At 72.9% G+C, this 26,447-nt stretch carries 25 protein-coding genes and 1 pseudogene; 5 read left to right on the top strand and 21 right to left on the bottom strand.

Going from position 1 to position 26,447, the window contains the following annotated elements:
- Window positions 1-181: 181 nt before the first annotated feature.
- The 4 genes from ACIBEA_RS08005 to ACIBEA_RS07990 all read right to left on the bottom strand — a co-directional run bounded on the left by ACIBEA_RS08005 (window position 182) and on the right by ACIBEA_RS07990 (window position 6,260).
- Window positions 182-1,879 carry a DUF885 domain-containing protein gene (locus ACIBEA_RS08005; protein WP_399258956.1) on the bottom strand — a complete coding sequence of 566 codons (1,698 nt, stop codon included), beginning with the start codon at window positions 1,877-1,879 and terminating at the stop codon, window positions 182-184.
- A 250-nt stretch (window positions 1,880-2,129) separates the two neighbouring features.
- Entirely contained in the window at window positions 2,130-3,623 is a 1,494-nt protein-coding gene (locus ACIBEA_RS08000) for a GNAT family N-acetyltransferase (protein ID WP_399258955.1), read from the bottom strand.
- A 111-nt stretch (window positions 3,624-3,734) separates the two neighbouring features.
- Window positions 3,735-5,297 carry an alkaline phosphatase D family protein gene (locus ACIBEA_RS07995; protein ID WP_399258954.1) on the bottom strand — a complete coding sequence of 521 codons (1,563 nt, stop codon included), beginning with the start codon at window positions 5,295-5,297 and terminating at the stop codon, window positions 3,735-3,737.
- Window positions 5,298-5,402: 105 nt separating this feature from the next.
- Complete coding sequence (locus ACIBEA_RS07990) at window positions 5,403-6,260, bottom strand: alpha/beta fold hydrolase (RefSeq protein ID WP_399258953.1); 858 nt, start codon at window positions 6,258-6,260, stop codon at window positions 5,403-5,405.
- A gap of 294 nt (window positions 6,261-6,554) precedes the next feature.
- On the opposite strand from ACIBEA_RS07990, the gene ACIBEA_RS07985 reads away from it, so the two are divergent.
- Window positions 6,555-7,337 (top strand): GntR family transcriptional regulator, encoded by a 783-nt coding sequence (locus ACIBEA_RS07985; RefSeq protein ID WP_399258951.1) that lies wholly within the window; start codon window positions 6,555-6,557, stop codon window positions 7,335-7,337.
- Between the two features lie 94 nt (window positions 7,338-7,431).
- Here the strand turns inward: ACIBEA_RS07985 and ACIBEA_RS07980 are convergent, their stop codons facing one another.
- The 4 genes from ACIBEA_RS07980 to ACIBEA_RS07965 form a co-directional block, all read right to left on the bottom strand.
- Window positions 7,432-8,592 carry an ROK family transcriptional regulator gene (locus ACIBEA_RS07980; protein WP_399258950.1) on the bottom strand — a complete coding sequence of 387 codons (1,161 nt, stop codon included), beginning with the start codon at window positions 8,590-8,592 and terminating at the stop codon, window positions 7,432-7,434.
- A 109-nt stretch (window positions 8,593-8,701) separates the two neighbouring features.
- Window positions 8,702-9,352, bottom strand: coding sequence for a response regulator (locus ACIBEA_RS07975; RefSeq protein WP_399258948.1), 651 nt, complete (start codon window positions 9,350-9,352; stop codon window positions 8,702-8,704).
- A 4-nt stretch (window positions 9,353-9,356) separates the two neighbouring features.
- Window positions 9,357-10,529: a sensor histidine kinase gene (locus ACIBEA_RS07970; RefSeq protein ID WP_399258947.1), complete on the bottom strand. Its 1,173-nt coding sequence runs from the start codon at window positions 10,527-10,529 to the stop codon at window positions 9,357-9,359.
- 128 nt (window positions 10,530-10,657) lie between these two features.
- Window positions 10,658-10,882 (bottom strand): hypothetical protein, encoded by a 225-nt coding sequence (locus ACIBEA_RS07965; RefSeq protein WP_399258946.1) that lies wholly within the window; start codon window positions 10,880-10,882, stop codon window positions 10,658-10,660.
- A gap of 98 nt (window positions 10,883-10,980) precedes the next feature.
- Here ACIBEA_RS07965 and ACIBEA_RS07960 point away from each other — a divergent pair.
- The 3 genes and pseudogenes from ACIBEA_RS07960 to ACIBEA_RS07950 all read left to right on the top strand — a co-directional run bounded on the left by ACIBEA_RS07960 (window position 10,981) and on the right by ACIBEA_RS07950 (window position 12,971).
- Window positions 10,981-11,890: pseudogene (locus tag ACIBEA_RS07960) on the top strand (ABC transporter ATP-binding protein).
- Between the two features lie 375 nt (window positions 11,891-12,265).
- Complete coding sequence (locus ACIBEA_RS07955) at window positions 12,266-12,484, top strand: hypothetical protein (RefSeq protein ID WP_399258944.1); 219 nt, start codon at window positions 12,266-12,268, stop codon at window positions 12,482-12,484.
- Between the two features lie 115 nt (window positions 12,485-12,599).
- On the top strand, window positions 12,600-12,971 hold the full coding sequence (locus ACIBEA_RS07950; RefSeq protein ID WP_399258943.1) for a hypothetical protein: 372 nt from the start codon (window positions 12,600-12,602) through the stop codon (window positions 12,969-12,971).
- Here the strand turns inward: ACIBEA_RS07950 and ACIBEA_RS07945 are convergent.
- The 11 genes from ACIBEA_RS07945 to bioB all read right to left on the bottom strand — a co-directional run bounded on the left by ACIBEA_RS07945 (window position 12,968) and on the right by bioB (window position 23,804).
- Window positions 12,968-13,501: a hypothetical protein gene (locus ACIBEA_RS07945; protein ID WP_399258942.1), complete on the bottom strand. Its 534-nt coding sequence runs from the start codon at window positions 13,499-13,501 to the stop codon at window positions 12,968-12,970. The genes ACIBEA_RS07950 and ACIBEA_RS07945 overlap by 4 nt on opposite strands.
- A gap of 89 nt (window positions 13,502-13,590) precedes the next feature.
- Window positions 13,591-14,133: a G/U mismatch-specific DNA glycosylase gene (gene mug / locus ACIBEA_RS07940; RefSeq protein ID WP_399259071.1), complete on the bottom strand. Its 543-nt coding sequence runs from the start codon at window positions 14,131-14,133 to the stop codon at window positions 13,591-13,593.
- Complete coding sequence (gene purB / locus ACIBEA_RS07935; protein WP_399258941.1) at window positions 14,130-15,563, bottom strand: adenylosuccinate lyase; 1,434 nt, start codon at window positions 15,561-15,563, stop codon at window positions 14,130-14,132. Before purB ends, mug begins: the two co-directional genes overlap by 4 nt.
- 71 nt (window positions 15,564-15,634) lie before the next feature.
- Window positions 15,635-16,426, bottom strand: a complete 792-nt coding sequence (locus ACIBEA_RS07930; protein WP_399258940.1) for an SGNH/GDSL hydrolase family protein — start codon at window positions 16,424-16,426, stop codon at window positions 15,635-15,637.
- A 69-nt stretch (window positions 16,427-16,495) separates the two neighbouring features.
- A complete protein-coding gene (locus tag ACIBEA_RS07925; RefSeq protein WP_399258939.1) occupies window positions 16,496-17,515 on the bottom strand; it encodes a hemolysin family protein in 1,020 nt (339 codons plus the stop codon).
- Window positions 17,512-18,900: a hemolysin family protein gene (locus ACIBEA_RS07920; protein WP_399258938.1), complete on the bottom strand. Its 1,389-nt coding sequence runs from the start codon at window positions 18,898-18,900 to the stop codon at window positions 17,512-17,514. Before ACIBEA_RS07920 ends, ACIBEA_RS07925 begins: the two co-directional genes overlap by 4 nt.
- Window positions 18,901-19,053: 153 nt before the next feature.
- Window positions 19,054-19,482, bottom strand: coding sequence for a GNAT family N-acetyltransferase (locus tag ACIBEA_RS07915; RefSeq protein WP_399258937.1), 429 nt, complete (start codon window positions 19,480-19,482; stop codon window positions 19,054-19,056).
- A 64-nt stretch (window positions 19,483-19,546) separates the two neighbouring features.
- Window positions 19,547-20,254, bottom strand: coding sequence for a methyltransferase domain-containing protein (locus ACIBEA_RS07910; protein ID WP_399258936.1), 708 nt, complete (start codon window positions 20,252-20,254; stop codon window positions 19,547-19,549).
- 121 nt (window positions 20,255-20,375) lie between these two features.
- A complete protein-coding gene (gene bioD, locus ACIBEA_RS07905) occupies window positions 20,376-21,107 on the bottom strand; it encodes a dethiobiotin synthase (protein WP_399258935.1) in 732 nt (243 codons plus the stop codon).
- Window positions 21,108-21,181: 74 nt separating this feature from the next.
- Entirely contained in the window at window positions 21,182-22,504 is a 1,323-nt protein-coding gene (locus ACIBEA_RS07900) for an adenosylmethionine--8-amino-7-oxononanoate transaminase (RefSeq protein ID WP_399258934.1), read from the bottom strand.
- The gene (gene bioB, locus ACIBEA_RS07895; RefSeq protein ID WP_399258933.1) at window positions 22,497-23,804 is read right to left on the bottom strand and encodes a biotin synthase BioB; all 1,308 of its coding nucleotides are present in this window, start codon (window positions 23,802-23,804) and stop codon (window positions 22,497-22,499) included. Before bioB ends, ACIBEA_RS07900 begins: the two co-directional genes overlap by 8 nt.
- Window positions 23,805-23,958: 154 nt before the next feature.
- On the opposite strand from bioB, the gene ACIBEA_RS07890 reads away from it, so the two are divergent.
- Complete coding sequence (locus ACIBEA_RS07890; protein ID WP_399258932.1) at window positions 23,959-25,128, top strand: 8-amino-7-oxononanoate synthase; 1,170 nt, start codon at window positions 23,959-23,961, stop codon at window positions 25,126-25,128.
- Window positions 25,129-25,147: 19 nt separating this feature from the next.
- On the opposite strand, the gene ACIBEA_RS07885 is transcribed toward ACIBEA_RS07890, so the two are convergent.
- Together ACIBEA_RS07885 and ACIBEA_RS07880 are read right to left on the bottom strand one after the other, a co-directional pair.
- Window positions 25,148-25,369, bottom strand: coding sequence for a DUF397 domain-containing protein (locus tag ACIBEA_RS07885; RefSeq protein WP_385776993.1), 222 nt, complete (start codon window positions 25,367-25,369; stop codon window positions 25,148-25,150).
- A 12-nt stretch (window positions 25,370-25,381) separates the two neighbouring features.
- Window positions 25,382-26,257 carry a helix-turn-helix domain-containing protein gene (locus ACIBEA_RS07880; protein WP_399258931.1) on the bottom strand — a complete coding sequence of 292 codons (876 nt, stop codon included), beginning with the start codon at window positions 26,255-26,257 and terminating at the stop codon, window positions 25,382-25,384.
- Between the last annotated feature and the right edge of the window lie 190 nt (window positions 26,258-26,447).

The following is a 26,447-nucleotide window of genomic DNA, read 5'->3' as shown; positions in this document are numbered from 1 at the left end:
CGGGCGCCGCGCCCGCCCCGCTCACCCCCCCCCCCCCCCCCCCCGCCGGCGGGCGCGCCCCCCCCCCCCGCGGCCCCCCCCCCCCGCGGGCCCGGCCCCCCCCCGCGGGGGCCCCCCGGCCCGTCGTCATAGGCCGACCGGAGTGCGGTCAGCGCGCGATCGACGTGCGATCGACGTGCGATCAGAGCTTCGACAGCTCGTCCACCAGGTCGTCCAGGCCCAGCGAACCCTGCGAGAGGGCCGCCATGTGCCAGGCCTTCAGGTCGAAGGACTCGCCGTGCGCGGCGCGGGCGTTGTCCCGGCCCAGCAGCCAGGCGCGCTCGCCCAGCTTGTAACCGATCGCCTGGCCCGGCATCGAGACGTAGCGGGTCAGCTCGCTCTCGATGAAGTCGGCCGGACGGCCGCTGTGCAGCCCGAAGAACTCCTGCGCCAGGTCCACGGTCCACGTCTCGCCCGGGTGGAACGGCGAGTCCGCCGGAATCTCCAGGCCCAGGTGCATGCCGATGTCCACGATGACCCGCGCGGCGCGCATCATCTGGCAGTCCAGGTAGCCCAGGCGCTGCTCGGCATCGGTGAGGTAGCCCAGCTCGTCCATCAGGCGCTCCGCGTACAGCGCCCAGCCCTCGGCGTTGGCGCTGACGATGCCCACGGTGGCCTGGTAGCGGGAGAGCTGGTCCGCCACGTGCGTCCACTGCGCGAGCTGGAGGTGGTGGCCCGGAACGCCTTCGTGGTACCAGGTCGAGACCAGGTCGTAGACGGGGAAGCGGGTCTGGCCCATGGTCGGCAGCCAGGTGCGGCCGGGGCGCGAGAAGTCCTCGGAGGGCGAGGTGTAGTACGGCGCCGCGGCGCCGCCCGCCGGGGCGATCCGGGACTCCACCTTGCGGACCCGCTCGGCGAGTTCGAAGTGGGTGCCGTCGAGGTTCTCGATCGCCTCGTCCATGATGCCCTGCAGCCATGCCTGGACCTCGTCGACGCCCTCGATGTGGGTGCCGTGCTCGTCGAGGTGGCGCAGCGCGTCCCAGGGACCGGCGCCGGGCAGGATCTTGGCCGCCTCGGTCTTCATCTCGGCGAGCAGCCGGTGGTACTCCGACCAGCCGTAGGCGTACGCCTCGTCCAGGTCGAGGTCCGTGCCGTTGAAGTAGCGCGACCAGCGGGCGTAGCGCTCGCGGCCCACCGGGTCCGGGGAGCCCTTGACCGCGGGGGCGTACACGTCGCGGATCCAGTCGCGCAGCGAGACGACGGCGGCGTTCGCACCCTCGACGGCCGTGTCGAGCTCGCTCCGCAGCGACGCGGGGCCGGCCGCGGCGAAGTCGGCGAAGAAGCCGGGGCCCTCGACGTCCTCGCCGACCCAGGTGCCGAGCTGGCCGATGAAGGTGGCGGTGGGGCGCGGGCTGCCGTACAGGCCGCGGTCGAGGCCGAGCTGGAGACACTCGCGGTATCCGGCGAAGGCGGCGGGAACTCCGCGCAGCCGCTCGGCGATCGCGGCCCAGTCCTCGTCCGTGTCGGCGGGGGTCAGCGTGAAGACCTCGCGGACGCTGTGCACCGGGGAGTGGATGTTGCTGACCGCGCGCAGGTCCTCGTCCGCTTCGTGCACGGCGAGTTCGGCGGTCAGGCGCTCGCGCAGCAGACGGGCGCAGCGGCGCTCGGCGTCGCTGTCGCCGCCGGGGAGCTGCTCGGCGGCGTCGAGCTTGGCGAGGGTGGTGCGGGCGAGTTCGGCGGAGGCCTCGCGACCGGCGGGGGAGAAGTCCGGGAGTTTGGCGGAACTCGCGGCGACACCGAGGTAGGTGCCGGTGATCGGGTCGAGTGCGATGAGGTCGTCGACGTACGCGTCCGCGACCTGGCGGGGCAGCTGGTTGCCGCTGTGGAGGGTGTCTGACATGCGGACATCTTCATACGGGAGACCCGTCCGCGTCACTACCGTTCGCTGTCAGCAGCCTGACGCGGGCCGGAACGGAGTGCCGCGTCCACCTCCATGAAAGGGCATCCGCGGCCGGCACGGGCGATTTCGCGCCACGGGGTGCGGTGTCGTGCCGGTGTCGTGCCGTGCCGCTCCGCACCGGTACGCCGCCGGCCCCGGGGGAGCGGATGCACCACCCGGGGCCGGGGGGGCCGGAAGTCCGGCGCGCGCGTCAGTTCTGGTGGCGCGGGCTCTCGTACGGCCGCTGCTCGGCCTGCTGCCGGTACGTCGACCCGGAGCCGACCGTGGCGGTGTCCAGGCGGGCCGTGATCACCAGGGTGCCCTCCTCGATCTGGTAGTCGAGCGGGAGCCCGAGACCGCGCATGGCCGCCACCATGCCGGTGTTCGAGGCCTGCGTGACGGCGTACACGCTGTCGCAGCGGGCCTCGACCGCCATCGAGACGAGCCTGCCGAGCAGCTCGGAGCCGATGCCGCGGCGCTGCCAGTCGTCCTCGATGAGCAGCGCCACCTCGGTCTCGTCCCCGTCCCACAGCAGGTGGCCGAGGGCGACCAGCTTGCCGGAGGCCGTGGTGGCGGCCAGGGTGCGGCCGAAGCGCGGGCTCAGCAGGTGGCCGAGGTAGCGGTCGGCGTCGGCGACCGGACCGTGGTAGCGCAGGCTCAGGGTCCGCTCGGAGCAGCGGTCGTGCATCGCGCGCGCGGCCGGCAGGTCGGAGCCGTCGGCGCGGCGCACGGTGATCTCGTTGCCCTCGGGCAGGGTCAGCACGTCCTGGCTGCGCGGGACGCGCGGGCCGAGCCGGGCGTCCAGCTCGACCAGGGCGCGGGCGCGGGCGAACTCGGTCGGGGTGAAGGGCAGGTGGGGGCGGTCGACGGTGATCGCTCCGCCCGAGGGGTCGCGCAGCCGCATCGTGGTGGACTCCAACACGCCCTCGACCGGGGCGTGGGCGGCCGCGTTGGGGCGGCCGGTGAGGGTGGTGGCCGGGATCGAGTGGATCGTGCAACGTCCGAGGAGCTGGCGCAGCGCGAGCGGCAGTTCGGCGGCGTCGAGGGCGGTCCGGGTGGCCAGCCCCAGTACCCGGGTCGGCGTGTCGACGAGGTCGTGGGCGTCCGCGCGCTCGATCCAGGTGCTGTGGCCGCCCGCCCGGGCGACGGCGCGGGTCAGCTCGGCGGAGGCCAGCTCCTGCGGGGCGCGCAGCAGGAATTCGTCGACCGTGCCGCCCTCGGGGAGCGGGTGCGTCTGGAGCGTCAGGATGTCGACGGCGTGGTGGGCCAGCGCGGTGCACAGCGCGGCGAGGCTGCCGGGTTCGTCCCGTACGGTCGTGCGCATCCGCCACAGCGCGGTGGAGCCGGCGGTCGTCGGGTCGGGCGCCGCGTCCGGCGCACCGGCGCCGGAACGCGCGGGCTCCGACGACGTGGCCCGGCCCCCGGTCGGGGCGCCGGTATCGGAGGGGGCCGCCTGGCCCGGGGGAGGCGCGTGGCTGTGGCGGCGGGCCCACCAGGTGTGGAACCCGGCGGTGACCAGGAGCGCGACCGCCGAGGCCACCAGCATCACGGGCCCGCTCGGACCGTGCACCACGAGATTGGCCAAGGCGTCGGCGACCGCCACGGCGCAGAACAGCGCGGCCAGCTCGACGAGGTCGTGGCGCCAGTGATGGGCGCGCTGGGGGCGGTGGGAAGTGTGGGCGGTGGCGGGGCTGCGGTCAGTCATGCACACCACTGTGACGCGGGGGTGTTGCGTGATCACGAACGGTTTGTGACCGACTGGTTAAGTGTCGATCCGATCGATTTCGCCCGGTTTTCCGGCTCGTCGCTCCCATGACTACTGGCCCACCGGACCCGGCTGGAGCGTTTTGGTGAAGAGTACGTCGCCGCCCTGGCGGCGCAGTCGAACGGTCAGCTCCCCGCTCGCCCCGTCGATCTCCACCTCTCCGTAGTACGGCGGGTTCTCGGCCGGCGACATGTTGGCCACCGGCGCCGACTGCACGAAGGCCGTCTCGGGGCCGAAGGTCGCGTCGAGCCGTCCGTGCGGGAAGCCGCCCGCGCCGACCGGTCCGGACACGAACTCCCAGAAGGGAGCGAAGTCGCGGAAGGCCGCCCGCTCGGGGGCGTAGTGGTTGGCCGCCGTGTAGTGGACGTCTGCGGTGAGCCACAGGGTGCCGGTGATGCGCTGGTGCTTGATGTGGCGCAGCAGTTCGGCGATCTGGAGTTCCCGGCCCAGCGGGGTAGCCGGATCACCCTGGGCGACCGCCTCGAAGTCGGTCGCGCCGTCGGCGACGACGATGCCGAGCGGCATGTCGGCTGCGATCACCTTCCAGGTGGCGCGGGACCGGGAGAGTTCCCGCTTCAGCCAGGCCAACTGCTCCGCGCCCAGGATGCCGACGGGGTCGGCGCCCTGTCGGTCCGGGGAGTTGGCGTTGCGGTAGGTGCGCATGTCGAGGACGAATACGTCGAGCAGCGGGCCCCGGCGCACGACCCGGTGCACCCGGCCCTCGGCGCGGGTGGAGGGGTCGATCGCGAGGCCCGGGAAGTACTCGCCGAAGGCCCGGCGGGCCCGCTCGGCCAGCACGTCGACCTGCTTGACCGTGTAGCGCGGGTCCTCCAGCAGCTGACCGGGGTACCAGTTGTTGCGCACCTCGTGGTCGTCCCACTGGGCGATCACCGGGACCCGGGCGTTGAAGGCGGTGAGGTGGCGATCGAGCAGGTTGTAGCGGAAGTTCCCGCGGAACTCCGCCAGGGTCTCGGCGACCTTCGACTTCTCCTCGGTGGTCACGTTGCGCCAGATCCGACCGTCCGGCAGCGTCACGCTCGGCTGGAGCGGGCCGTCCGCGTAGATGGTGTCCCCGCTGAAGAGGAAGAAGTCGGGGTCGCGCAGGCGCATCTCGTCGAAGACGCGGTAGCCGCCAAGGTCCGGATTGATGCCCCAGCCCTGGCCCGCGAGGTCACCGGACCACAGGAAGCGGACATCGGAGCGGCGCGAGAGGGGCGTCGTGCGCAGGCTGCCGTAGACGGGCTCGCCGCTGCGCCGCGGGTCGTCCGGATCGGCCACCACCACGCGGTAGTGGACCTCCGCGCCCGGCGGGAGGCCGCGCAGGGGGGTGGTGCCGGTGAAGTCCGTGGCCGGTCCGAGCAGCGGCCCCGGGTGCCGGCGCACCCCGCGGCGGAACGATTCGGTGGGCGAGGTCTCGACGTACATGCGCGCGGGGCGGTCGCTGCGGGTCCAGACGAGCGCGGACCCCTCCGTGACCTCACCGGACTGGGCGCCCCACGACGCGCTCGGTCGCCCGGACCGGGCGAAGGCCGGAGCCGCCGGGCCGAGCGGGAGGGCGAGCGCGGCGGAGGCCGCGAGCGAACCGGTGAGCAGGGTCCGGCGGGTGTGCGGCATCGGTGCGTCTCCAGGGTTCCGGTCGGGCTCGCACGGGCCGGACCAGTGTGCCGCCGGCACACCGGCCCGCCCGCGTCGCGCACGCGAACCGTGGATGAACAGCCGTCAGTCGACGGCCGGGACCGGGAGTCCGGCGCGGGCCGTGTCGAGGATGACCCGGGCGACGAGCGCGGGGTCGTCGTTCATCGGGACGTGACCGCAACCCGGCAGCCGGACCAGCCGTGCGCCGGGGATCGCGTGCTTGGCGCGTACGCCCTGACGACGCAGCAGCAGCCGGTCCCGGTCGCCCCAGGCGATGGTGACCGGCACCCCGGGCACGTCGTCGGTGAACCGTACGGACCCCCCGGCGGCCAGCGTGGAGTCGAAGCCGGTGGCTCCGCGCAGGGCGAGGGTCTCCGCGACCACGGCTTCGGGAGAGCGCCGGCCGGGGCGGGCGTAGATGGTACCGGTGAGCGCGGCGCGGCCCACGGCGCTGCGGGAGAGCCGCTCCACGGCGGGCAGCGGGAGGGCGTGGGCCCCGGCCCGCATCGCACGCAGCGCCCCGAAGGCGTATCGGCGCTCGGTGTCGCTCCAGAATCCGGCGGGGGAGAGGGCGGTCACGGAGCGGGCCAGTCCGACGCGCCCCATGGCCAGGGCGAGCAGTCCGCCGAGGGAGTTGCCCGCCACGTGCGGGCGCTCGATGCCGAGGGCCGAGCAGAGGGCGCCGAGGGCGGGGGCGACGGTGTCGAGGTCGTAGGGGACACCCTCCGGCAGCGGTGCGGAGGCGCCGAAGCCGGGCAGGTCGACCGCGATGACGTCGTGGTCGGCGGCCAGGATGTCGGTGACCGGGCGCCACGCCTGGAAGTGGTGGCCGATGCCGTGGAGCAGCAGGATCGGTTCGCCCGCTCCCTTGCGCTCGTAGGCGACGTTCGTCGTGCGGGGGCCGATCGGGGAATCGATGGTGAAGGAGGCGGTGCTGGTCATGCTGCTCCTCGGGTGCGGTGGTGGACCGGTGCGGCGGTGAGGGCTGTGAGACTCGCTGTCAGTAATGATTACCGCCCGGTAGCACCCGACTACAAGCCTCCGGGAGCGCCGAGAACATCCTGTGAACGGCTTGATACGAATACCCGTTATGCCCGGCATAGGGATGAGGATTGGTCTTGACCAAGTCCGGGAGCCGTCCTATCGTCGCAGGGATAGTGCAAGGACCTTTAATAAACAAAGGCGCGGAACTGCCGCTGGAACACGGCGATTGCAGCGATGGCAGGAGGAGTCAGGGTGGGGACCACGCAGCTCGAATCGGTGCCGGAGCCGAAGTACTGGCACCTCAAGACCGTGCTCAGCGAGGCGCTCGACCAGGACTTCGCCGTGGGCGAGGTGCTGCCGAACGAGCGTGACCTGGCCGCCCGCTTCGGCGTCGCCCGCGCGACCCTGCGCCAGGCCCTCGAACAGCTGGAACTCGAAGGCAGGCTCCAGCGTCGACGCGGTGTCGGCACCACCGTGGCCCCGCCCCGGGTGGGCGTCGCCGTCGGCACCACCCAGCACGCCTGGCCCGGCGAGGCCGTCGACGGGTGGCAGCTCGTGGACGCGGCCGAGACCCTGCCCAGCGCCGCCGTCGCCAAGCTCCTCGGCACGGCCTCCGCCGTCCCCTTCGGCACCGACCAGACCGTGCACACCGTGCGCCGGACCCGGTCCACCCAGGGCCAGGCCGTCGCGGCCGAGCTGCTGTACGTCCCCGGCTCCTCGGTGCCGGGTCTCTCCGGCATAGACGCTCCCGCCGGACCCGCCCGCGCCCGCGCCGTGCTGCGTGAGCTGCAGCGCCTGGCGCTGGAGGGTCAGGACCGGTCCGTGGAACTCGGCTCGGCCCGCGCCGACGACGCCAAGGAGCTCGACCGGCTGCCGGGGGCCCCGGTGCTGCTGGTCACCACCCACTACTTCACGGCCGAGGGCACTGCGGCCGTCTCCGTCGCGACCTACCGCGCGGACACCTGCCGGCTGACCTTCGGGGACTCGGGCGACGTCCGGATAAGCCACCACGCGGAGACGCTCGTCGCCTCCTGACCGGCGGGCACCCGCCCGCAGGTCCACCCCGCTCTCCGCACCACCCGAGGCGGTCCCTTCCGAGGGGCCGCCTCGCGGCGTACTCGGCGCGGTATCAGGCGCGGCCGCGCGGCGCGGCAGGCTTCTCCACCGCGAAGAGCTCTTCCTCCGCCTGGTCCAGCGCCAGCCGCAAGGCTCCGGTCGCCACCGCCGCCTCCCCGAGCAGGGACAGGGCCACGCGCGGCGGGCGCAGGCAGTACCGCTCCAGCTCCCGCCGCAGCGGATCCAGCACCCCGTCGAGCCCGGCGGCCCAGCCGCCGACCACGACCAGCTCCGGATCCATCGCCAGGACCAGCGCGGCGACGTCGTGCACCAACCGCTGGATGAACCGCTCCACCGCGGCCATCGCCCCCTCGTCACCCCGCTTGGCCATCGCGAACACGGCGGCGACGGCCTGCTCGTCCAGCGGGTGCAAAGGTTCCCCGTTGGTCGACAGCAACCTTTCCGGCGTCACGTCGCGGCCCAGCAGGTGCAGCGCGCCGATCTCGCCCGCCGCGCCGCCGAAGCCGCGGTGCAGCCGCCCGTTGATCAGCGAACCGGCACCCGGGCTGAGGCCCGCCATGACGAACACCAGGTCGTCCGTGTCCCGTCCCGTGCCCTTCCAGTGTTCGGCGACCGCCGCCGCATTGGCGTCGTTCTCCACCTGGACCGGGCAGCGGAAGGACCGCTGCAACCGCTCGCCGAGCGGGAGCCCGGTCCAGCCCGGAAGGGCGGTGCACAGACGGACCGTGCCGTCCGCCTCCACGATGCCCGGGCTACCGACACCGACCGCGCGCAAGGAGTCCCTCGGTACTCCGGCGCGCCGGAGCAGATCGGCGACCGTGGCCCGGACCCGGTCGAGCCGCTCGTCGGCCGAAGCCGACTCGTCGACCTCCTTGGTACCGGCCCCGATCACCCGTCCGTCCAGTCCGGAGAGCAGCGCCGCGACCCGGTGCGAGCCGATCTCGATCCCGAGCAGATGGCCGGCCTCCGCACGGAACCGGAACCGTCTGGCCGGCCGTCCTTGTCTGCGAGCGCCCTCCTCCGCCTCGGCCTCCATGACGAGCCCGGTGCCGATGAGTCCCTCGACGACTCCCTCGACCGTAGGTCGCGAGAGCCCCGTCAGTCGGGTGAGATCGGTGAGCGTCGGTGATTCGGCCGCGCGAAGCGCCCGCAGGACCACGGCGGAATTGATCCGCCGAAGCAGCGAGGGGTCCCCGCCGGTCAGCTGCCCCAACGTGTGTCCTCCCAGCTAGCGAGCTTGTCCAGCCGGATCGTACTGCGCACACTGGGTGACGGCGAGAAGCGGCCCCCCATCGGCCGGAATCGATTCCTCCTCTCCTCTCTCAGGCCGGGGCGACGAACCCCGATTCGTACGCCATGATCACTGCCTGGGTCCGGTCCCGCGCCCCCAGCTTCGCCAGCACCGCACTCACATGGGACTTCACGGTCTCCGTGCCGACGAACAGCTCCCCGGCGATCTCCGCGTTCGTCAGCCCCCGTGCCATCAGCCGCAACACGGACTCCTCCCGTTCGGTCAGCGCCGCCCGCTCCAGCGTGCTCCGAGCGGCCCGGTTCCCGTACTCGGCGGCCAGTGCGCGCACCGCCGCCGGGAAGAGCAGGGTCTCGCCCTCCGCCACGAGCCGCACCGCGTGGACGATCTCCGAGGGCCTGGCCCGCTTCAAGAGGAACCCGTCGGCCCCGGCGCGCAGGGCCCGGTAGACGTACTCGTCGTTCTCGAAGGTCGTGACCACAAGGATCTTCGGCGGGTCGTCGATGCTCTTGAGCACGGCCCGGGTGGCCTCGATCCCGTCGAGCAACGGCATCCTGACGTCCATCGCGACCACATCCGGCCGCAGCCGGCGGACCAGCGGGATCACGGCGGCCCCGTCGGCGGCCTCGCCGACGACCTCGATGTCGGGCTGGGCGTCCAGGACGGCGCGCAGTCCCGCACGCACCAGGGGTTCATCGTCGACGAGGAGCACGGTGACGGGCATCCCGTCAGCGTATTCGCTCCAGCGGGAGCCGGGCGCGCACCCTCCAAGTGCCCTCGTGCGGACCGGTTTCGGCCGCACCGCCCAGCAGCGCGGCCCGCTCCCGCATCCCGCGCAACCCGCTGCCGCTGCCCGACATCAGGGTCGGCCCCTTCGGGAGCGGGTTGGTCACCTCCAGGTCGAGCTGCCCGACAGCCACCTTCACCCGCACCCGGACCGGTACCGGCCCGCAGTGCCGCAGCACATTGGTCAGCGCTTCCTGCAGGATCCGGTACCCCTCACGAGTGACCGGCCCGGGCAGCTGGTCCAGAGGCCCGGTGACTTCGCTCTCCACCCTCGCCCCCGAGGCCCGGGCCGACTCCAGCAGCCGGTCCGCCTCCGCGAGCGTCGGCCGCTGCGAGGGCGGCTGCGCGGACTCCCGCAGCACCAACAGCACCCGCTCCAGATCTTCCAGCGCGGCCCGCCCGGTCTCCTCGATCGCGCACAAGGCCCGCTCCGTGAACTCCGGGCTGCCCGCCGCGCGAGCTGCCCCGGCCTGCATCACCGCGACGGTCAGCGCATGACCGATCGAGTCGTGCAGCTCGCGGGCCATCCGGTTGCGCTCCAGCAATCGCTCGGTCCGCTCCTCCAGCGCAGAGAGCCGCTCGGCGGCCGACGGCCCGAGCAGGCGGCCGGCGATCGATGTGATCATCTCGCCGAGGAGGACGACCGTCGAGGCGAGCAGGACCAGCGGCACCGGGGCGAGGACGGCTGACACCCAGCGCGGCACCTCCAGCGGCACCCACGGATCCGCCGAAGGGTGGCCGAAGGCGGCGCATCCCAGCTCGACCGAGGCCGACAGCAGGAACACGGTCGAGAACAGCGCCGCCGACGAGACCACCAGCCGTATTTCGAGCCACAGCACCGTCCGCCAGCGATCGCCCCAATGAGCCGAAGGGGACGCGCTGATCGTGCTGGCGAGACCTCCTTCGTCATGCGGAGCGAGCAAGAACCGTGCCTGGAGGCCCTCGGACAGGCGGACCCAGGGCACCAGGCCGAACGGCGCCACCAGGAGCAGGGGCATCAGCGGCGCGGCAGGGTAGATGAACATCCACGCGGCCACGACGAGAGTGGGCACGCACAGATGTAACCAGCGGGTATAGGTCACCGCCTTCAACGGTGCACGGAGCATTCGGTACATGCCGTCATCGTGGCAGCCGCCCGATCATGCCCGGCACCCCCGCACGGGGGAGACGGGCACCCCTGCACGGGGGAGACGGGGAGATGGGGGAGATGGGGGGAGAGATGGAGCGCCCCCCCCTGCGGGGTTCAGACGCGGTTGCGTGCGAACAGCTCGAGGTGGCCGCACTGCGGACACCGGAACGCGTCGATCTGCCACCGCTGCCGGCCCAGCCGCTTCGCCCCGCCGAAGACCCCGCGCTCCAACGCCCCGGCTATCCAGCGGGCGTACCCCCGTGAGCCCTCTCCGGAGTCCTCGACGAAGCCCTGCTCGAGCCCTACGACACCGCACTGGGTGCACTTGATGGTGTTCACGCGGTGAGTGTAGGCAGCGGGTCATCTCCCCCGCACGGGGGAGGGGTTCCCCCCTGACGGGGGAGGATCGGCCAGGGCCCGACGCCGAATCTTGAGACATGAAGAACATCGAGATCCGCGAACTGACCAAGGAGTACGGCGCTACTCGGGCCGTGGACCACCTCAGCTTCGAGGTGCGGCCCGGACGAGTCACCGGCTTCCTCGGACCCAACGGAGCAGGCAAGTCGACCACGATGCGGCTCCTGCTGGGCCTGGACCGGGCCACCTCCGGCACCGCCACCATCGGCGGCCGGCGTTTCACCGAATTCCACGACCCGTTGCACCACGTCGGGGTGCTTCTGGATCCTCAGGCGGCCCACGGCGGGCGGACGGCCCGTGACCATCTGCTCGCCCTTGCGGTCAGCAACGGCATCCCTGCCCGTCGGGTCGACGACGTCCTCGACGAGGTCGGGGTGGCCGCCGCGGCAGGGCGGCGGATCAAGGCCTTCTCCTTGGGGATGCGCCAGCGCCTGGGCATAGCCGCGGCGCTGTGGGGTGACCCCGGGGTGGTGCTCCTGGACGAGCCGACGAACGGGCTCGACCCCGAAGGCATCATCTGGATCTGGGAACTGCTCCGACAGCTCGCGGCGGAGGGGCGGACGGTCCTGCTCTCCAGCCATCTGATGTCGGAGAGCGAGACGTTCGTGGACCACTTGGTCGTCCTGGGCCAGGGCAGGCTGCTCGCCGACATGTCGATGAAGGCGTTCATCGACGCGCGGAGCGCCCCGAGAGTACGGCTGCGCACCTCGGAGCCTCGACGCATGCGAGAGGTCCTCGCCGCCGACGGACTCTCCATGGAGGAGGCCGAGGGGGGTCGATGGCGCGCAGGCCGAGCGGATCGGCGCTCTCGCGGCCCGCGAAGGCATACCCGTCCTGGAGCTGGCCGACGAGCGTGCCTCGTTGGAGCAGGCCTACCTCGATCTCACGGCGAACGCGACCCCTTTCGCCTCCCGCTCCGGTGGGCGCTGACCTGGAGCAACACCGCTGGCTCCAACTGCTTCAACTGCTCGAACTGCTCGAACTGCAGCAATGGCACCACCGGCACTGCCGCCGCCACCACTACTGCCCTGACTCCCCGAACCGCCGGACACGCGAATGCACCCGAACGACCGACTGGAGAACCGGCCATGACCGCCAGCGCCTTGCCCACCGTCCCCGTCCTGCACTCGGAATGGATCAAGATACGGTCGCTGCGCGGCACCCTCGGGGCGCTCGTCGCGATACTCGCCGCAACCGTCGGCATCCAAGTGCTCATGGCTGCGATGATCGGCCCGTCCGAGGTGGCGAGACCCGGGAGCGATCCGCTCCGGTTTGACCGCGGTACTGCGCAGCGGGACGGCTGTGTTGAGCCTGCTCATACCCTTCGTCCTGCTGGTCCCGTTCGTCGTCGGTGACCACGTGGGTGGCCTGGGGCAGTACCTGCCGGACCGTGCGGGGCAGCTCGTGCTGAGCACCCACCCGCAAGGAGACCTCGGCCCGTGGGTCGGGCTGGGCGTCACGGCCTTGTGGGCGGTGGCCGCCTTGGTGGCCGGTGGGATCGCCGTAAGCCGACGGGACGCGTGACGCCGGGCCACTTGTCAGTGGTCGTGGGGATACTGACGACATGACGACGGCAGCGCACCTCGAGGCAATCGACCGGCTCCGGACGCGCGGGTTCCCCGCGGCGCGGAGCAGATCGGTGACCGAGCGGAGCGGCCCGGGCTACCACCTCGTGGAGCTGGGGGAGAGCCGCTGGTACGGCGATGAGGACGCGGCCGACCGGATAGCCGGGGTCGAGCAGATCTCGGCCGAGTACGGAGCGCTCACCATGAGGTTGACGGAGCGCTGGGGGGAGGAGCAGGTGTTCCACCTGGGAAGCCTGCTGGCGAGGGTGGTCTCGGGAGAGGGAGAGGGGGAGGTCCCGGAGCCCTGGGGGGAGATGTGCGGTACGACCGATCACGTGCACGCGTGGCGGGTCGAGGAGCACTGGGTGGTCGTGTACGTCGCCGAGTGGGGAGCCGATCACTCACCACAGCTGATGGCCGCCGTCACGGTGATCGATCCTCCCTAGTGCTGTGGCCGGAAAGGTTTGCCGGGTCGCGAGGGGGTGGCGAGCCAGTCGGTCAGGGCGGCGTGGTCCGCGTCGGTCAGGCCGCGGCGGGGGTCTACCCGGTGGAGCAGGGCGGGGCCCGGGTGGTGCGCGGACACCCAGGTTCGGTCCGTGTCCGTGATCTCGTCATCGACCCAGATGAACGGCCCACCCGCTGCCCGGGACACCAGCCCGCGGGTCTTCCAGTGGAGGCCGAAGCGCTCGGCCCGCTCGTCCTGCTCGGTCGGTCCGTCCGTGGCGGACGGCTCCGGCCAGTGCATCACTTCCAGGGGCGGTAGGCCGAGCCGTGGTGCGATGTGGGTGTTGGCGTCGGTCATCCAGGTCGTGGCCCAGACCAGGGTGCACGGGAGGGCCGACAACCGGGGGCCGTGGCGCGGGTCGAGCCGGTGCAGGAGCGGGTGGGTGACGACCTCTCCCGAGGCTCCGGGCCATGCCGGGTGGGTCGGGTACGCGTGCGACGGTCCGCCGAACGGGATGAGCGGGCCGTCCACGTCGAGGAAGAGCAGCGGAGGGGCCGGGGCGGAGGCCGGGGTGGCCGCGGGGCTGGAGGCGGCCGTGTGGCTCGGGGCGTCGGGCGCGGTCAGTGGTCCGCCTCGGCGGCCAGGCGGAGGCGGGCGTACTCCTCTGCCATGGTGTCGGCGGTCCAGTGGGCGTTGAGACCGCTCGGGTTGGGCAGGGCCCAGATCCGGGTGGCGCCGATGGTCCGCTCCTGGGGTCCGATCCGGGCCCTTCGCTCCCCGAAGGCCGTGCGGTAGGCGGTGACGCCGACCACGGCCAGCCACTGGGGGCGCAGGAGTTCCACCTTGGCCGTCAGGAGGCGGCCGCCCTCGCGGAACTCCTCGGCGTCGAGCTCGTCGGCGCGGGCGGTGGCCCGGGCCACGACGTTGGTGATGCCCAACCGGTAGGTCAGCAACTCCTCCTGCTCCGCGGGTGCCAGGCGGCGCGGGGTGAAGCCCGACAGGTGCAGGACGGGCCAGAAGCGGTTTCCGGGGCGGGCGAAGTGGTGGCCCGTCGCGGCTGACAACAGGCCCGGGTTGATCCCGCAGAACAGCACGCGCAAACCGCCCGCGACCACATCCGGGAGGATGCGGTCGCGGGCGGCGGCCAGCTCTTCGGGCGTCAGAGGATCGACCCCGGGGTGTAGCCCGCGGCCTCCGGGTGCTGCTTGGTGATCTCCTCGATGCGGGAGACCACCACGGCGACCTGGTCGCCCGCCGCGCCGGTGAAGGACAGCTTGTCGGCCATCAGGGCATCGAGCTGCGCGCGGTCCAGCGGCATCCGCTCGTCCGCGGCCAGCTTGTCGAGCAGCTCGTTGCGCTCGGCGCCCTGCTCGCGCATCGCGAGGGCGGAGGCCACCGCGTGCTCCTTGATGACCTCGTGGGCGGCCTCGCGGCCGACGCCGGCGCGGACCGCGCCCATCAGGACCTTGGTGGTGGCCAGGAAGGGGAGGTAGCGGTCCAGCTCGCGGGCGACGACCGCGGGGAAGGCGCCGAACTCGTCCAGGACGGTCAGGAAGGTCTCCAGCAGACCGTCGAAGGCGAAGAAGGCGTCCGGCAGCGCGATCCGGCGGACCACGGAGCAGGAGACGTCGCCCTCGTTCCAGGTGTCGCCCGCGAGCTCGCCGGTCATCGAGGCGTAGCCGCGCAGGATGACCATCAGGCCGTTCACGCGCTCGCAGGAGCGGGTGTTCATCTTGTGCGGCATCGCGGAGGAGCCGACCTGGCCGGGCTTGAAGCCCTCGGTGACCAGCTCGTGCCCGGCCATCAGACGGATGGTCTTGGCGATCGAGGACGGGGCGGCGGCGAGCTGCACCAAGGCGGTGACCACGTCGTAGTCGAGCGAGCGGGGGTAGACCTGGCCCACCGAGGTGAAGGCGTGCGCGAAGCCGAGGTGGCCCGCGATGCGCTGCTCCAGGTCGGCCAGCTTGGCGGTGTCGCCGCCGAGCAGGTCGAGCATGTCCTGGGAGGTGCCGACCGGGCCCTTGATCCCGCGCAGCGGGTAGCGCTCCAGCAGGTCCTCCAGGCGGCCGTAGGCGACGAGCAGCTCGTCGGCGGCGGTCGCGAAGCGCTTGCCCAGGGTCGTGGCCTGCGCCGCGACGTTGTGGGAGCGCCCGGCCATGACCAGCTCGGCGTGCTCGGCGGACAGCTTGCCCAGGCGGGCCAGCACCGCGACCGTGCGGTCACGGGCCAGTTCCAGGGAGAGCCGGATCTGGAGCTGCTCGACGTTCTCGGTGAGGTCGCGGGAGGTCATGCCCTTGTGGACGTGCTCGTGACCGGCGAGGGCGTTGAACTCCTCGATCCGGGCCTTCACGTCGTGCCGGGTGACCTTCTCACGCTCGGCGATGGAGGCCAGGTCGACCTGGTCCAGGACGCGCTCGTAGTCGGCGAGGGCCGCGTCGGGCACCTCGATACCGAGGTCCTTCTGGGCGCGCAGCACGGCGAGCCACAGCCGCCGCTCCAGCGTCACCTTGTACTCGGGGGACCACAGGACGGCGAGCTCCGCGGAGGCGTAGCGGCCGGCCAGGACATTGGGGATGCGGGGCTTGGCAGTCACGTGTAGGGATTCTACTTGCGCTTCGGCTGTGCGTTTACGCAGGTGGGTGCCCCGCCTCTGGTTGTGGCTTGCTACGAGAGCCGCTCGCCCGTTCCGGTGGCGTACGGCAGCAGCTCCGGCCGCTTCGCCGGGCGGCCGTCCCCGGAGGAGCGGCCCGTCAGGCGGCGGCCGATCCACGGGAGCAGGTGTTCGCGGGCGAAGCGGGCGTCGTCGACGCGCCGGACGGCCCAGCCCGGCGGCCGGGCAGGGGACAGCGGCGCGCGCCAGTCCTCCTCCGCGGGTAGCCCCAGGGCCTGCCACACGGCCTCGGCGACCCGCCGGTGGCCCTCGTCGGTGAGGTGCAGCCGGTCGGCGTGCCAGAGGCGCTGATCGGCCAGCACGGGGGCGCCGTACAGGTCGACGACCAGTGCGCCGTGCCGCGCCGCCAGTTCCTCGATGAAGGCGAAGAGCTCTTCCATGCGCGGACGGAAACGCTCCATCACGGGCCCCTGGCGGCCGGGCGAGCGCATCAGCACGAGCTGTCCGCAGGCGGGTGCCAGCGTCTCCACGGCGGCCTCCAGGTGGCCGCGCACCCGTCCCATGTCGACCTTGGGGCGCAGGGTGTCGTTCAGGCCGCCGACCAGGGTGACCAGGTCCGCGCCCATGGAGGCGGCGAGGGGTGCCTGCTCGGTGGCGATCTGGCCGATCAGCTTCCCGCGCACCGCCAGGTTCGCGTAGCGGAACCCGGGCGCGCGGTCCGCGAGACGGGCGGCGAGCAGATCCGCCCAGCCCCGGTAGGACCCGTCCGGCAGCGCGTCGGACATGCCCTCGGTGAAGGAGTCGCCGACCGCGACCAGACTCGTGTAAGACGCATTCATCTCCATGGCGGAGCGATGTTACCGCGCGGTTCCCCGGTCCCGCGAGCGCGAGCGGTGCCGGGGAACCGCGCGTCCCTATGCGGCCGTCTGGTTGCCGAACAGTTCGCGCAGTACGTCCTCCATCGTGACCAGACCGGTCATGGACCCGTCCGCCGCGAGGACCGCCGCCAGGTGCGTACGGCTGCGCCGCATGGCGGTCAGCACGTCGTCCAGCGGGGTCTCGGCCCGGACCTGGGCGATCGGCCGCAGGGCGGAGACCGGGAAGGCCTCGTCGCGCGCGGTCACGTCGAGGGCGTCCTTGACGTGCAGGTAGCCCAGGATCTTCTGCTGGCCGTCGAGCACCGGGAACCGCGAGTACCGGGACGCGGCGGAGAGGCGCTCCAAGCCCTCGGGCGTGATGCCCTCGCCGGCGGAGACCACCCGGTCCACGGGCAGCGCCACGTCGATGACGGGCCTGCGGCCCAGCTCCAGGGCGTCGTGCAGGCGCTCGCTCGCCCGGCCGTCGATCAGGCCGGCCGCGCTGGAGTCCTTGACGATGCGCGCCAGCTCGTCGTCCGAGAAGGTCGCGGCGACCTCGTCCTTCACCTCGACCCGCAGCATCCGCAGCAGCGCGTTGGCGAAGGCGTTGATCGCGAAGATCACCGGCCTCAGCCCCCGCGTCAGCGCCACCAGCGGCGGTCCGAGCAGCAGCGCGGTACGGACCGGCTCGGCCAGCGCCACGTTCTTCGGCAGCATTTCACCGAAGAGCATGTGCAGGTACGTCGCCAGTGCCAGGGCCACCACGAAGGAGATGGCGTGGGTCACCCCGGCCGGTACTCCGACCAGGTCGAGGAGCGGGGTCAGCAGGTGGGCGATGGCGGGCTCGGCGACCACGCCGAGCACCAGGGTGCACAGGGTGATGCCCAGCTGGGCGGCCGCCATCAGGGCCGATACGTGCTCCAGGCCCCACAGCACGGCCCGGGCCCGTCGGTCGCCCTGTTCGGCGTACGGCTCGATCTGGCTGCGCCGGACCGAGATCAGCGCGAATTCCGCGCCGACGAAGAAGGCGTTGACGACCAGGGTCGCCAGGCCGATCAGCAACTGGATCGCGGTCATCGGCCCTCCTCCGGGTGCGTGTCGGCACTCTTCCTGCTCTGCTTGCGGCGCGCGCGGTCCCGCGGTGCGTCGGCGGGCGCCGCGACGGGGGCGTGCAGCAGGACGCGGGCGGCCCGCCGCCCGCTGTCGTCCACCACGTCCAGCTGCCAGCCGCCCAGCTCCAGGCTGTCGCCGACCACCGGTATGCGGCCCAGCTCCGTGGCCATCAGCCCGGCCAGGGTCTCGTACGGGCCGTCCGGCACCCGCAGCCCGATCCGCTCCAGCTGGTCGGTGCGGGCCGCGCCGTCCGCGGAGAAGAGCCCGCGGCCGGAGGCGTCCGTACCGGCCGGGGCCAGGTCCGCGGTCTCGTGCGGGTCGTGCTCGTCGCGCACCTCGCCCACGACCTCCTCGACGATGTCCTCCAGCGTGGCCACGCCGGCCGTGCCGCCGTACTCGTCGATGACCACGGCCATCGTCTGCCTGCCGGACAGCCGCTCCAGCAGCCGGTCCACGGTCAGCGACTCGGGGACGAGCAGCGGCTCGCGCAGCAGCTGCGAGACCGGGTGGCGGCGGCGGTCCGCGGCGGGCAGTGCCAGGACGTCCTTGATGTGGACGGTGCCGACGACGCTGTCGAGGCTGCCGCGGTAGACGGGGAAGCGCGACAGGCCGGTGGCCATGGTCGCGTTCGCCACGTCCTCCGCCGTCGCCTGCACGTCCAGGGCGGTGACCTGGACGCGCGGGGTCATGACGTTCTCCGCGGTCAGGTCGGCCAGGTTCAGGGTCCGCACGAAGAGTTCGGCGGTGTCCTTCTCCAGCGCGCCCGCCTTCGCGGAGTGCCGCGCCAGGGCCACCAGCTCCTGCGGGCTGCGCGCCGAGGCCAGCTCCTCGGCCGGCTCCAGGCCGAAGCGGCGGACCATGTGGTTGGCCGTGGTGTTCAAGTGGCCGATGAGCGGCTTGAAGGCCCGGCTGAACATCCGCTGCATGGTCGCCACCCGCTTGGCCACGGCCAGCGGGGAGGAGATCGCCCAGTTCTTGGGGACCAGCTCGCCGACGACCATCAGGACGACGGTCGACACGGCGGTGCCCAGGATCAGGGCGGTGGAGGAAGCGGCTCCGGCGGGCAGCCCCATGGCCTCGAACGGGCCCGTGAGTAGCGCGGAGATCGAGGGCTTGGAGATCATGCCGATGACCAGGCCGGTCACGGTGATGCCGAGCTGAGCGCCGGAGAGCTGGAACGTCAGGCTGCGGACGGCGGCCAGGGCGCTGTCGGCCCCGCGCTCGCCCCGCTCGGCTGCCTCTTCGAGCTCGCTGCGCTCGATGGTCGTCAGTGAGAACTCGGCCGCGACGAAGACCCCGCACGCGAGGCAGAGCAGCAGCGCGACGACGAGCAGAAGCACTTCGGTCATCGGTTCACCTCCGTCCCATGATCAGACAGGAGGAGGGGTATCGCGCGATGTCGGGTACTGGGAGGCTCGCCCATGGGCGGACGCTCACACCTTTCGATTCGAGGAGAACGGTTCTCCATAGGGTAAAGGATCGGCAAAGCGCCCGCATCCGCGTCACGCGGGGCCGAACGGCTTGACCCAGCGGCGCCAGTGGTCCTCGCGCACGTAGCCCGCCGCGGCCCACGCCCGCCGGCCCCGCTCGTTCTCCTCCAGCACCATGGCGTCCCCGCGGCGTCCGCCCACCGCCAGGAACCGCCGCTCGGCCGCGTCCAGCAGCGCCGTCCCGACGCCCTGCCGGCGGTGCGAGGGGAGCACCGCCAACCGGTAGAGCGAGCAGCGCCAACCGTCGTAGCCGGCGATGACGGTGCCCACCAGGAGCCCGTCGGACTCGGCCAGGATCAGGGCCTGCGGGTCGCGCCGGACGAGGCGGGTCACACCGTCCACGTCGTCCGTGATGGAGGTGCCCTCCGCCGCTTCCTTCCAGAAGGCGAGCACCTCCTCGGCGTCGGCCGGGTCGGCGGTCCGTATGCGCAGATCGATCATGGCGGTGAGCCAAACACGTGCCCTCGCCCGCGCGCAATGGTCCTCCGTACGAAAGCGGCGCCGGTCAGTCGTCGCTGCGCCGGGCCGATCCGATCACGCAGTACGAGGTCGGCAGCGCGGGCCCGCGCTCCGGTACGCGCACCCCGCGCTGCTCGACGATCCGGAACCCGGCGGCCTCGATCGCGGCCAGCGTGTCCCGCGCGGTGTGGCAGCCGCCGAACAACCGGGGCCACACGGTGCGGTCCAGCGCGCGCTGCACCCCGGCCATGATCGGTCCCGGCGCCAGCCCGTGCTCGAAGAAGCGCAGCTCACCGCCCGGCCGGATGACGCGGTGCAGCTCGGCGAGGGAGCGCGGCAGGTCCCGTACGGTGCACAGCACCAGGGAGGCCACGGCCGCGTCGAAGGCCTCGCTCTTGACCGGGAGGGCCTCGGCGGCGCCGGGTACGACGTCCACAGGGACCTCGGCCCGCCGCGCGGCGGCGGTGGCGAGGCGGCGCAGGGTGCGCTCCGGCTCGACCGCGACGACTTCGCAGACGGCGCGCGGGTAGTGGGCGAAGTTCAGCCCGTTGCCCGCGCCGATCTCGATGATCCGGCCGGAGAGGCCGTGCAGCAGTTCCCCGCGCAGCGCGGCGAGCCCGCCGTGGGCGTCGGCCTGGACGCTCATCCGGGCGTAGAAGCGGGCGAACACGGGGTGGTGGACGGCGTCCCGGGGCAGGGCCGGTCGGGGGCGCGGTGACATGACGGACCTCCCGGTGCGGGCGGACGTACGCATGTCTTCAGTCTCCCCGCGCCACGGGGCGTCACCCCTCCCGGCGCGGGGGTTCACCGGGACGCACGCGGCGAGGGGCCGGGCGGACCGGACCGGGCGGGCCGGATCCCGGGCCGCCCGGGCTTCAGGACCAGGCCCGCAGGAACGCGGTCGCGGACCACGCGCCGCCCAGGTCGGGGGCCAGCCAGCCGGGCGCGGCCGCACGGAAGGCCGCGGGCGCCAGGGCGCCCGATCCTTGCGGCACGGCCCCGAGCAGCGGCATCTCGGAGACCACCGGGAGGTCGGCCAGGTTGCAGCGCGAGGCCAGGTCGGGGGCGCCGGGCCAGCTGCCGACCACGATGCCCAGGCCCGTCAGCCCGCGGGCCCGCAGCGCCTCGCCCGTCAGCGCCGCCGAATTCAGGGTGCCGAGCCCGGCGGGAGCCACGATCAGTACCGGGGCCCGTAGCAGTCGGGCCGCGTCGGCGAGGGTGTGCCCGGCCTCGTCGAAGCGCACGAGCAGCCCGCCCGCGCCCTCGACGAGGACCAGGTCGTGCTCCGCGGCCAGTTCGGCCGCGGCCCCCGCCACCGCGTCGGGCCCGACCGTGGCCAGTCCGGAGCGCCGGGCCGCGGTGTCCGGAGCCAAGGGCTCCGGGTAGCGGGCCAGCTCCAGCGTGGTCACGCCGGCCCCCGCGAGCCGCCGCACCTCGGCGGCGTCACCGTCCTCGCCCGGGGCGACCCCGGTCTGCGCGGGCTTGAGCACCGCCACCGAACGCCCGGCGGCCAGGGCCGCGGCGGCGATCGCCGAGGTGACCACGGTCTTGCCGATCTCGGTGCCCGTACCGGACACCACCACCACGCCCGTCGGAAGGGAACTCACCGCGACCACACCCTCTGAACCACCAGCACTACCCACGCCACCAGCACCACCCATACCCGCACCCATCGAACCGCTCAGCCTTCCCGCGCCGCCGCGCACACCGCACGGCCGATCCGCGCGACATCGCCGTCACCCGTCACGAACGGCGGCATCGTGTAGATCAAGTCCCGGAACGGCCGCAGCCACACGCCCTCCCGGACGGCCGCCCGGGTCGCCGCGGCCATGTCGACGGGGTGGTCCAGCTGCACCACGCCGATCGCCCCGAGCACCCGTACGTCCTTGACCCCGGGCAGCTCGGCCGCCGGAGCCAGGCCCTCCAGCAGCCCGGCCTCGATCCGCTTGACCTCCCGCGCCCAGTCCTGGGACAGCAGCAGGTCGAGCGAGGCCAGCGCCACCGCGCAGGCCAGCGGATTGCCCATGAAGGTCGGCCCGTGGGCCAGCACCGGCACCTCGCCCCGGGAGATCCCGTCCGCCACCCGCGCCGTGCAGAGCGTCGCCGAGAGCGTCACGTACCCGCCGGTCAGCGCCTTGCCGAGGCACATCACGTCCGGGGTGATCCCTGCGTGGTCGGCGGCGAACAGGGCGCCGCTGCGCCCGAATCCGGTCGCGATCTCGTCCAGGATCAGGAGCACGTCGTACTCGTCGCACAGCTCGCGCAGCACCCGCAGGTAGCCCGGGGAGTGGAAGCGCATGCCGCCGGCGCCCTGCACCACCGGCTCCACGATCACCGCGGCCAGTTCGTCCGCGTGCGCGGAGACCAGGGAGCGCAGGTGGTCGACGTAGGCCGGGTCGACGGGGGCGTCGAAGCCGCCGGGCGGCTCCTGCGCGAAGAGCTGGCGCGGGAGCATGCCCTGCCACAGCTCGTGCATGCCGCCCTCGGGGTCGCACACGGCCATCGGCTGCCAGGTGTCCCCGTGGTAGCCGCCGCGCCAGGTGAGCAGGCGGTGCTTGCCCGGGCGGCCCACCGAGGTCCAGTACTGGAGGCACATCTTGACCGCGACCTCGACCGAGACCGAGCCGGAGTCGGCGAGGAAGACGTGCTCCAGGCCGGCCGGGGAGATCTCGACCAGCTTCGCGGCCAGCCGGACGGCGGGCTCGTGGGTGAGCCCGCCGAACATCACGTGTGACATCCGGCCGAGCTGGTCCCGCACGGCGTCGTTGAGCACCGGGTGGTTGTAGCCGTGGATGGCCGACCACCAGGACGACATGCCGTCGACCAGCTCGTCCCGACCCTCGGCGGGCCGGCCGAGCCGCAGTCGGACGCCCGAGGCGGAGGAGACGACCAGCGGCTCCTGCCGGCCGGGCATGGGTCCGTACGGGTGCCAGACGTGCTGCCGGTCCAGTGCGAGGAGCGCATCGGCCGGCAGCGGGTCGTGCGGGTGGTACCGGTCAGGCATTGGGCGCGAGTTCCGTTCCCGCGCCGCGGCGGCGCACGGCCACCAGGTCCGAGCGCACCTCGCCGGCCTCGGCCTGGCCCGAGGGGGCCGGTACCGAAGCCGCGGCCGGTACGGACGCCGCCGCTTCCCCGCCGTGGCCGGAGCAGCCGCCGCACGCCGAGCCGCAGCCCGCCGCACCCGCGTCGGCGGAGGACGCGGAGGACGCGGAGGACGCGGAGGACGCCGCCGATCCGCACACGGACGCACCCGCGGCCGCGCCCCCGCCGTGCGAGCCGCAGCCGCCGGCCAGCGCGTCGGAGCGGTGCGCGGGGAGGGTCGACGTACCGGCGCCCTCGACCTCGAATCCGGCGTCCGCGATCATGTCGAGGTCGGTCTGGCCGGCCTGGCCCTCACTGGTCAGGTAGTCGCCGAGGAAGATCGAGTTGACCAGGTGCAGCGCGAGCGGCTGCATCGAGCGCAGGTGCACCTCGCGGCCGCCGGCGAGGCGGACCTCGACGTCGGGGCAGACGAAGCGGACCATCGCGAGGATCCGCAGCGCGCGCTGCGGGGTGAGGTTCCACTCCTTGGCGAGCGGTGTGCCCTCGAACGGGATCAGGAAGTTGACCGGCACCGAGTCCGGGTCCAGCTCGCGCAGCGAGTAGACGACGTCGACGAGGTCCTCGTCGCTCTCGCCCATGCCCGCGATCAGGCCGGAGCAGGCGGAGAGGCCCGCCGCGTGCGCCTTCTGCACGGTGTCCACGCGGTCCGCGTAGGTGTGCGTCTTGGTGATCGCCCCGTACGTCGCCTCGGACGTGTTGAGGTTGTGGTTGTAGGCGTCGGCGCCCGCGTCGCGCAGCCGCTCCGCCTGACCGTCCGACAGCAGGCCCAGGCAGGCGCAGACCTCGACGCCCTCGTTCTGCTCCTTGATCGCGGCGATGGTCTTGCCGACCCGCTCCACGTCCCGGTCCGTCGGCCCGCGGCCGCTCGCCACCAGGCAGACCCGCTTCGCGCCGCCCGCGACCCCGGCCGCGGCGGCCTGCGAGGCCTCCTCCGGCTTCAGCCACGTGTACTTCAGGATCTCGGCCTTCGAACCCAGGCGCTGGGAACAGTAGGAGCAGTCCTCGGGGCACAGGCCCGACTTCAGGTTGACCAGGTAGTTCAGCTTGACCCGACGCCCGAACCACTGGCGGCGCACCTTGCCGGCAGCGGCCACCACGTCGAGCAGTTCGTCGTCAGAGGTCGCCAGTACGGCGAGCGCCTCTTCGCGGGTCGGCAGCTCGCGCCGCAGCCCCTTGTCCACCAGGGTGTTCAGCAGGTCCATGAGGCCGATCCTGGACCACACGACCACTCCCGGCCAAGGAGAGATCGCACAACATGGCCGGATCAGAGTGTGTGTATCGCCACACCTGGCGCTGGAGTCACGGCGGCTAGGGTCGGGCAGGTCTGTGGACTGCCGACAAAAACGAGGACCGCCGATGCCCCAGCACACCCCCGACCCCGCCGATGTCTTCGCCTGGACGGACGACGCGGAGCGGGCCCGGGAGCTGGCAGGACTGGTCCGCACGCTGCGCCCCCGCCCGGCCTCCTCGCCGCTCCTCGACCTGGCGAGCAACGACTACCTCGGGCTGACCCGGCACCCCGAGACCGTCGCGGGCGCGCGGGCGGCGGCCGAGCGCTGGGGCGCCGGGGCCACCGGGTCGCGACTGGTCACCGGGACCACCGAGCTGCACGCCGAGCTGGAACGGGAGCTGGCCGCCTTCTGCGGTTTCGAGGCCGCCCTCGTGCTGTCCTCCGGGTACGCCGCCAACCTCGCCGCCGTCACCGCGCTCAGCGACCGGGAGACCCTGGTCGTCTCGGACGCCGGGAACCACGCTTCGATCGTCGACGGCTGCCGCCTCTCGCGGGCTCGTACCGAGGTCGTCCCGCACGCGGATCCGGACACCGCGCGCAAGGCGCTGGCCGGGCACACGGGCAGGGCGCTGCTGGTCAGCGACTCGGTCTTCTCCGTGGACGGGGACGCCGCGCCGCTCGCCGCCTACGCGGCCGTGTGCCGGGAGTACGGCGCGGCCCTGGTCGTGGACGACGCGCACGGGCTCGGGGTGCTGGGCGAGGGCGGCCGCGGCGCGCTGCACGCCGCCGGGCTCGCGGGCGCTCCCGACGTGGTGGCGACGCTGACCCTCTCGAAGTCCCTGGGCAGCCAGGGCGGAGCGGTGCTCGGACCGGCCCGGGTGATCCGGCACCTGATCAACACCGCCCGGACCTTCATCTTCGACACCGGGCTGGCTCCGGCCGCCGCGGGCGCCGCCCTCGCGAGCCTGCGCCTGCTCCAGCGCGAACCGGAGCGCGCGGCCCGGGCCCGGGAGGTGGCCGACCGGCTGTACGGGCGGCTCACCGCGTCCGGCCTGACCGCGGCCCGGCCGGACGCGGCCGTGGTGTCGGTGCGGGCCCCGTCGGCCGCGGCGGCACTGCGTTGGGCCGCCGATTGCCGCGAGGCAGGTCTGTCCGTGGGGTGCTTCCGGCCGCCGTCCGTGCCGGACGGGATCTCCCGGCTGCGGCTGACCGCCCGGGGGGATCTCACGGGGGAGGAGATCACCCGGGCCGTGGACACGATCCTCGCGACCGCGCCGGCCGGAGCCACGGACTAGGTACGGGCACGGCCCCGGCCTACCGGGCGAGGTCCGCCCGTACCAGGGTCAGGAAACCGTCCCAGGCCGGCCCGGTGAAGAGCACGGCCGGGCCGTCCGCCCGCTTGGAGTCGCGGACGGCCAACAGGCCGCCGCTGAGGACGGCGGTCTCCACACAGTTGTTCATTCCGGTGCTGCGGCTGCTGCGCCGCCACCGCGCGCTGATCAGAAGTCCGCGGGTGGATAAGGGGGTTGCGGACACGGGGGTGCCTCCTTACGCGTCGTCAGCAAGTGCGCTGATCAGATCCGACGAGTCCTGGGGCGGGAGGGCGTGCGCCTGAATGGTGCGGAATGCGGCGCTGTACGCCTCGAGGTCTTCCTTCCGCTCCAGATAGAGGCTACTCGTCAAATGGTCGAGTACCACCACATCCAGATCGGCGATGTTCGGAAATGAGAAAATTACGAACGGTCCGGTCAGGCCGAGATGACCCCCCACGCTGAACGGCAGTACCTGGAGCCGCACTTGGGGCAGCCGGGCCACGTCCACCAGGGACCGCAGCTGCTCCGCCATCACCCCCGGGCCGCCGATCTGGCGCCGCAGCACCGCCTCGTCGAGCACCGCGCTCAGCTCCAGCGGCGGATCCGTGCGCAGCACCGACTGCCGGGCCAGCCGTACGTCGACCAGCGCGTCCACCTTCGGCTCCGGCAGCCCGCCCAGCGCGGCGCGGGTGACGGCGCGCGCGTACGCGGGGGTCTGCAAGAGGCCGGGGACCACCGACAGCTCCACCGTGCGCGCGGACCGGGCCCCCGCCTCCAGGCTGATGAAGTCCCGGTACTCCTGCGGCAGCAGGCCGCGGTAGTCGTGCCACCACTGGGGGCCCCGACCGGTCTCGGCCCCGGGGCCCGCGGCGGAGGCGGAGAGCGCCTCCAGCAGGGCGCGCTGCTGGGTGCCCACGCCACCGTAGGCGTCGAGGAGCAGCCGCACGTCCTCGGGCTTGACCCCGCTGCGGCCGGTCTCGATCCGGCTGATCTTCGATTGGTGCCACCCCACGATCCGGGCCGCCTCACCGCTGGTGAGTCCGGACCGGTCACGGAGCGCACGCAGTTCCTCGCCGAGCTTGCGCCGACGTACCGAGGGACCGTGCTGCACACCCGCCTCCTTCCACCGGCACAGCTCGCACCAGTCTGCCGTCCAAATACGGTCTTCCGTAGCAGAGTTCACCGCAACGAGGGACAGATATATGCAGATCTTGGGTGAACGGCAGCCGGGCCGGGACAATGAGTGGCACTCTGGCGCTCAGCACAGATCCGGGGCGTTGCGCTCCGGTGGGAAAGGGACC

Source organism: Streptomyces sp. NPDC051555, assembly GCF_044454405.1.
Classification (GTDB): Bacteria; Actinomycetota; Actinomycetes; order Streptomycetales; family Streptomycetaceae; genus Streptomyces.
This window is presented reverse-complemented; position numbering and strand designations above follow the sequence as displayed.

What these genes read in the sequence shown, in the direction of transcription:
- ACIBEA_RS07995 (WP_399258954.1), bottom strand. Translation starts at nt 5,297, where the DNA reads ATGCCGCACACCCGCCGGACCCTGCTCACCGGTTCGCTCGCGGCCTCC.
- ACIBEA_RS07915 (WP_399258937.1), bottom strand. Translation starts at nt 19,482, where the DNA reads ATGATCGATCTGCGCATACGGACCGCCGACCCGGCCGACGCCGAGGAG.
- ACIBEA_RS07970 (WP_399258947.1), bottom strand. Translation starts at nt 10,529, where the DNA reads ATGTACCGAATGCTCCGTGCACCGTTGAAGGCGGTGACCTATACCCGC.
- ACIBEA_RS07930 (WP_399258940.1), bottom strand. Translation starts at nt 16,426, where the DNA reads ATGGAGATGAATGCGTCTTACACGAGTCTGGTCGCGGTCGGCGACTCC.
- ACIBEA_RS07975 (WP_399258948.1), bottom strand. Translation starts at nt 9,352, where the DNA reads ATGCCCGTCACCGTGCTCCTCGTCGACGATGAACCCCTGGTGCGTGCG.
- ACIBEA_RS07920 (WP_399258938.1), bottom strand. Translation starts at nt 18,900, where the DNA reads ATGACCGAAGTGCTTCTGCTCGTCGTCGCGCTGCTGCTCTGCCTCGCG.
- ACIBEA_RS07910 (WP_399258936.1), bottom strand. Translation starts at nt 20,254, where the DNA reads ATGCGTACGTCCGCCCGCACCGGGAGGTCCGTCATGTCACCGCGCCCC.
- ACIBEA_RS07890 (WP_399258932.1), top strand. Translation starts at nt 23,959, where the DNA reads ATGCCCCAGCACACCCCCGACCCCGCCGATGTCTTCGCCTGGACGGAC.
- ACIBEA_RS08000 (WP_399258955.1), bottom strand. Translation starts at nt 3,623, where the DNA reads ATGACTGACCGCAGCCCCGCCACCGCCCACACTTCCCACCGCCCCCAG.
- ACIBEA_RS07900 (WP_399258934.1), bottom strand. Translation starts at nt 22,504, where the DNA reads ATGCCTGACCGGTACCACCCGCACGACCCGCTGCCGGCCGATGCGCTC.
- ACIBEA_RS07990 (WP_399258953.1), bottom strand. Translation starts at nt 6,260, where the DNA reads ATGACCAGCACCGCCTCCTTCACCATCGATTCCCCGATCGGCCCCCGC.
- ACIBEA_RS08005 (WP_399258956.1), bottom strand. Translation starts at nt 1,879, where the DNA reads ATGTCAGACACCCTCCACAGCGGCAACCAGCTGCCCCGCCAGGTCGCG.
- ACIBEA_RS07925 (WP_399258939.1), bottom strand. Translation starts at nt 17,515, where the DNA reads ATGACCGCGATCCAGTTGCTGATCGGCCTGGCGACCCTGGTCGTCAAC.
- bioB (WP_399258933.1), bottom strand. Translation starts at nt 23,804, where the DNA reads ATGGACCTGCTGAACACCCTGGTGGACAAGGGGCTGCGGCGCGAGCTG.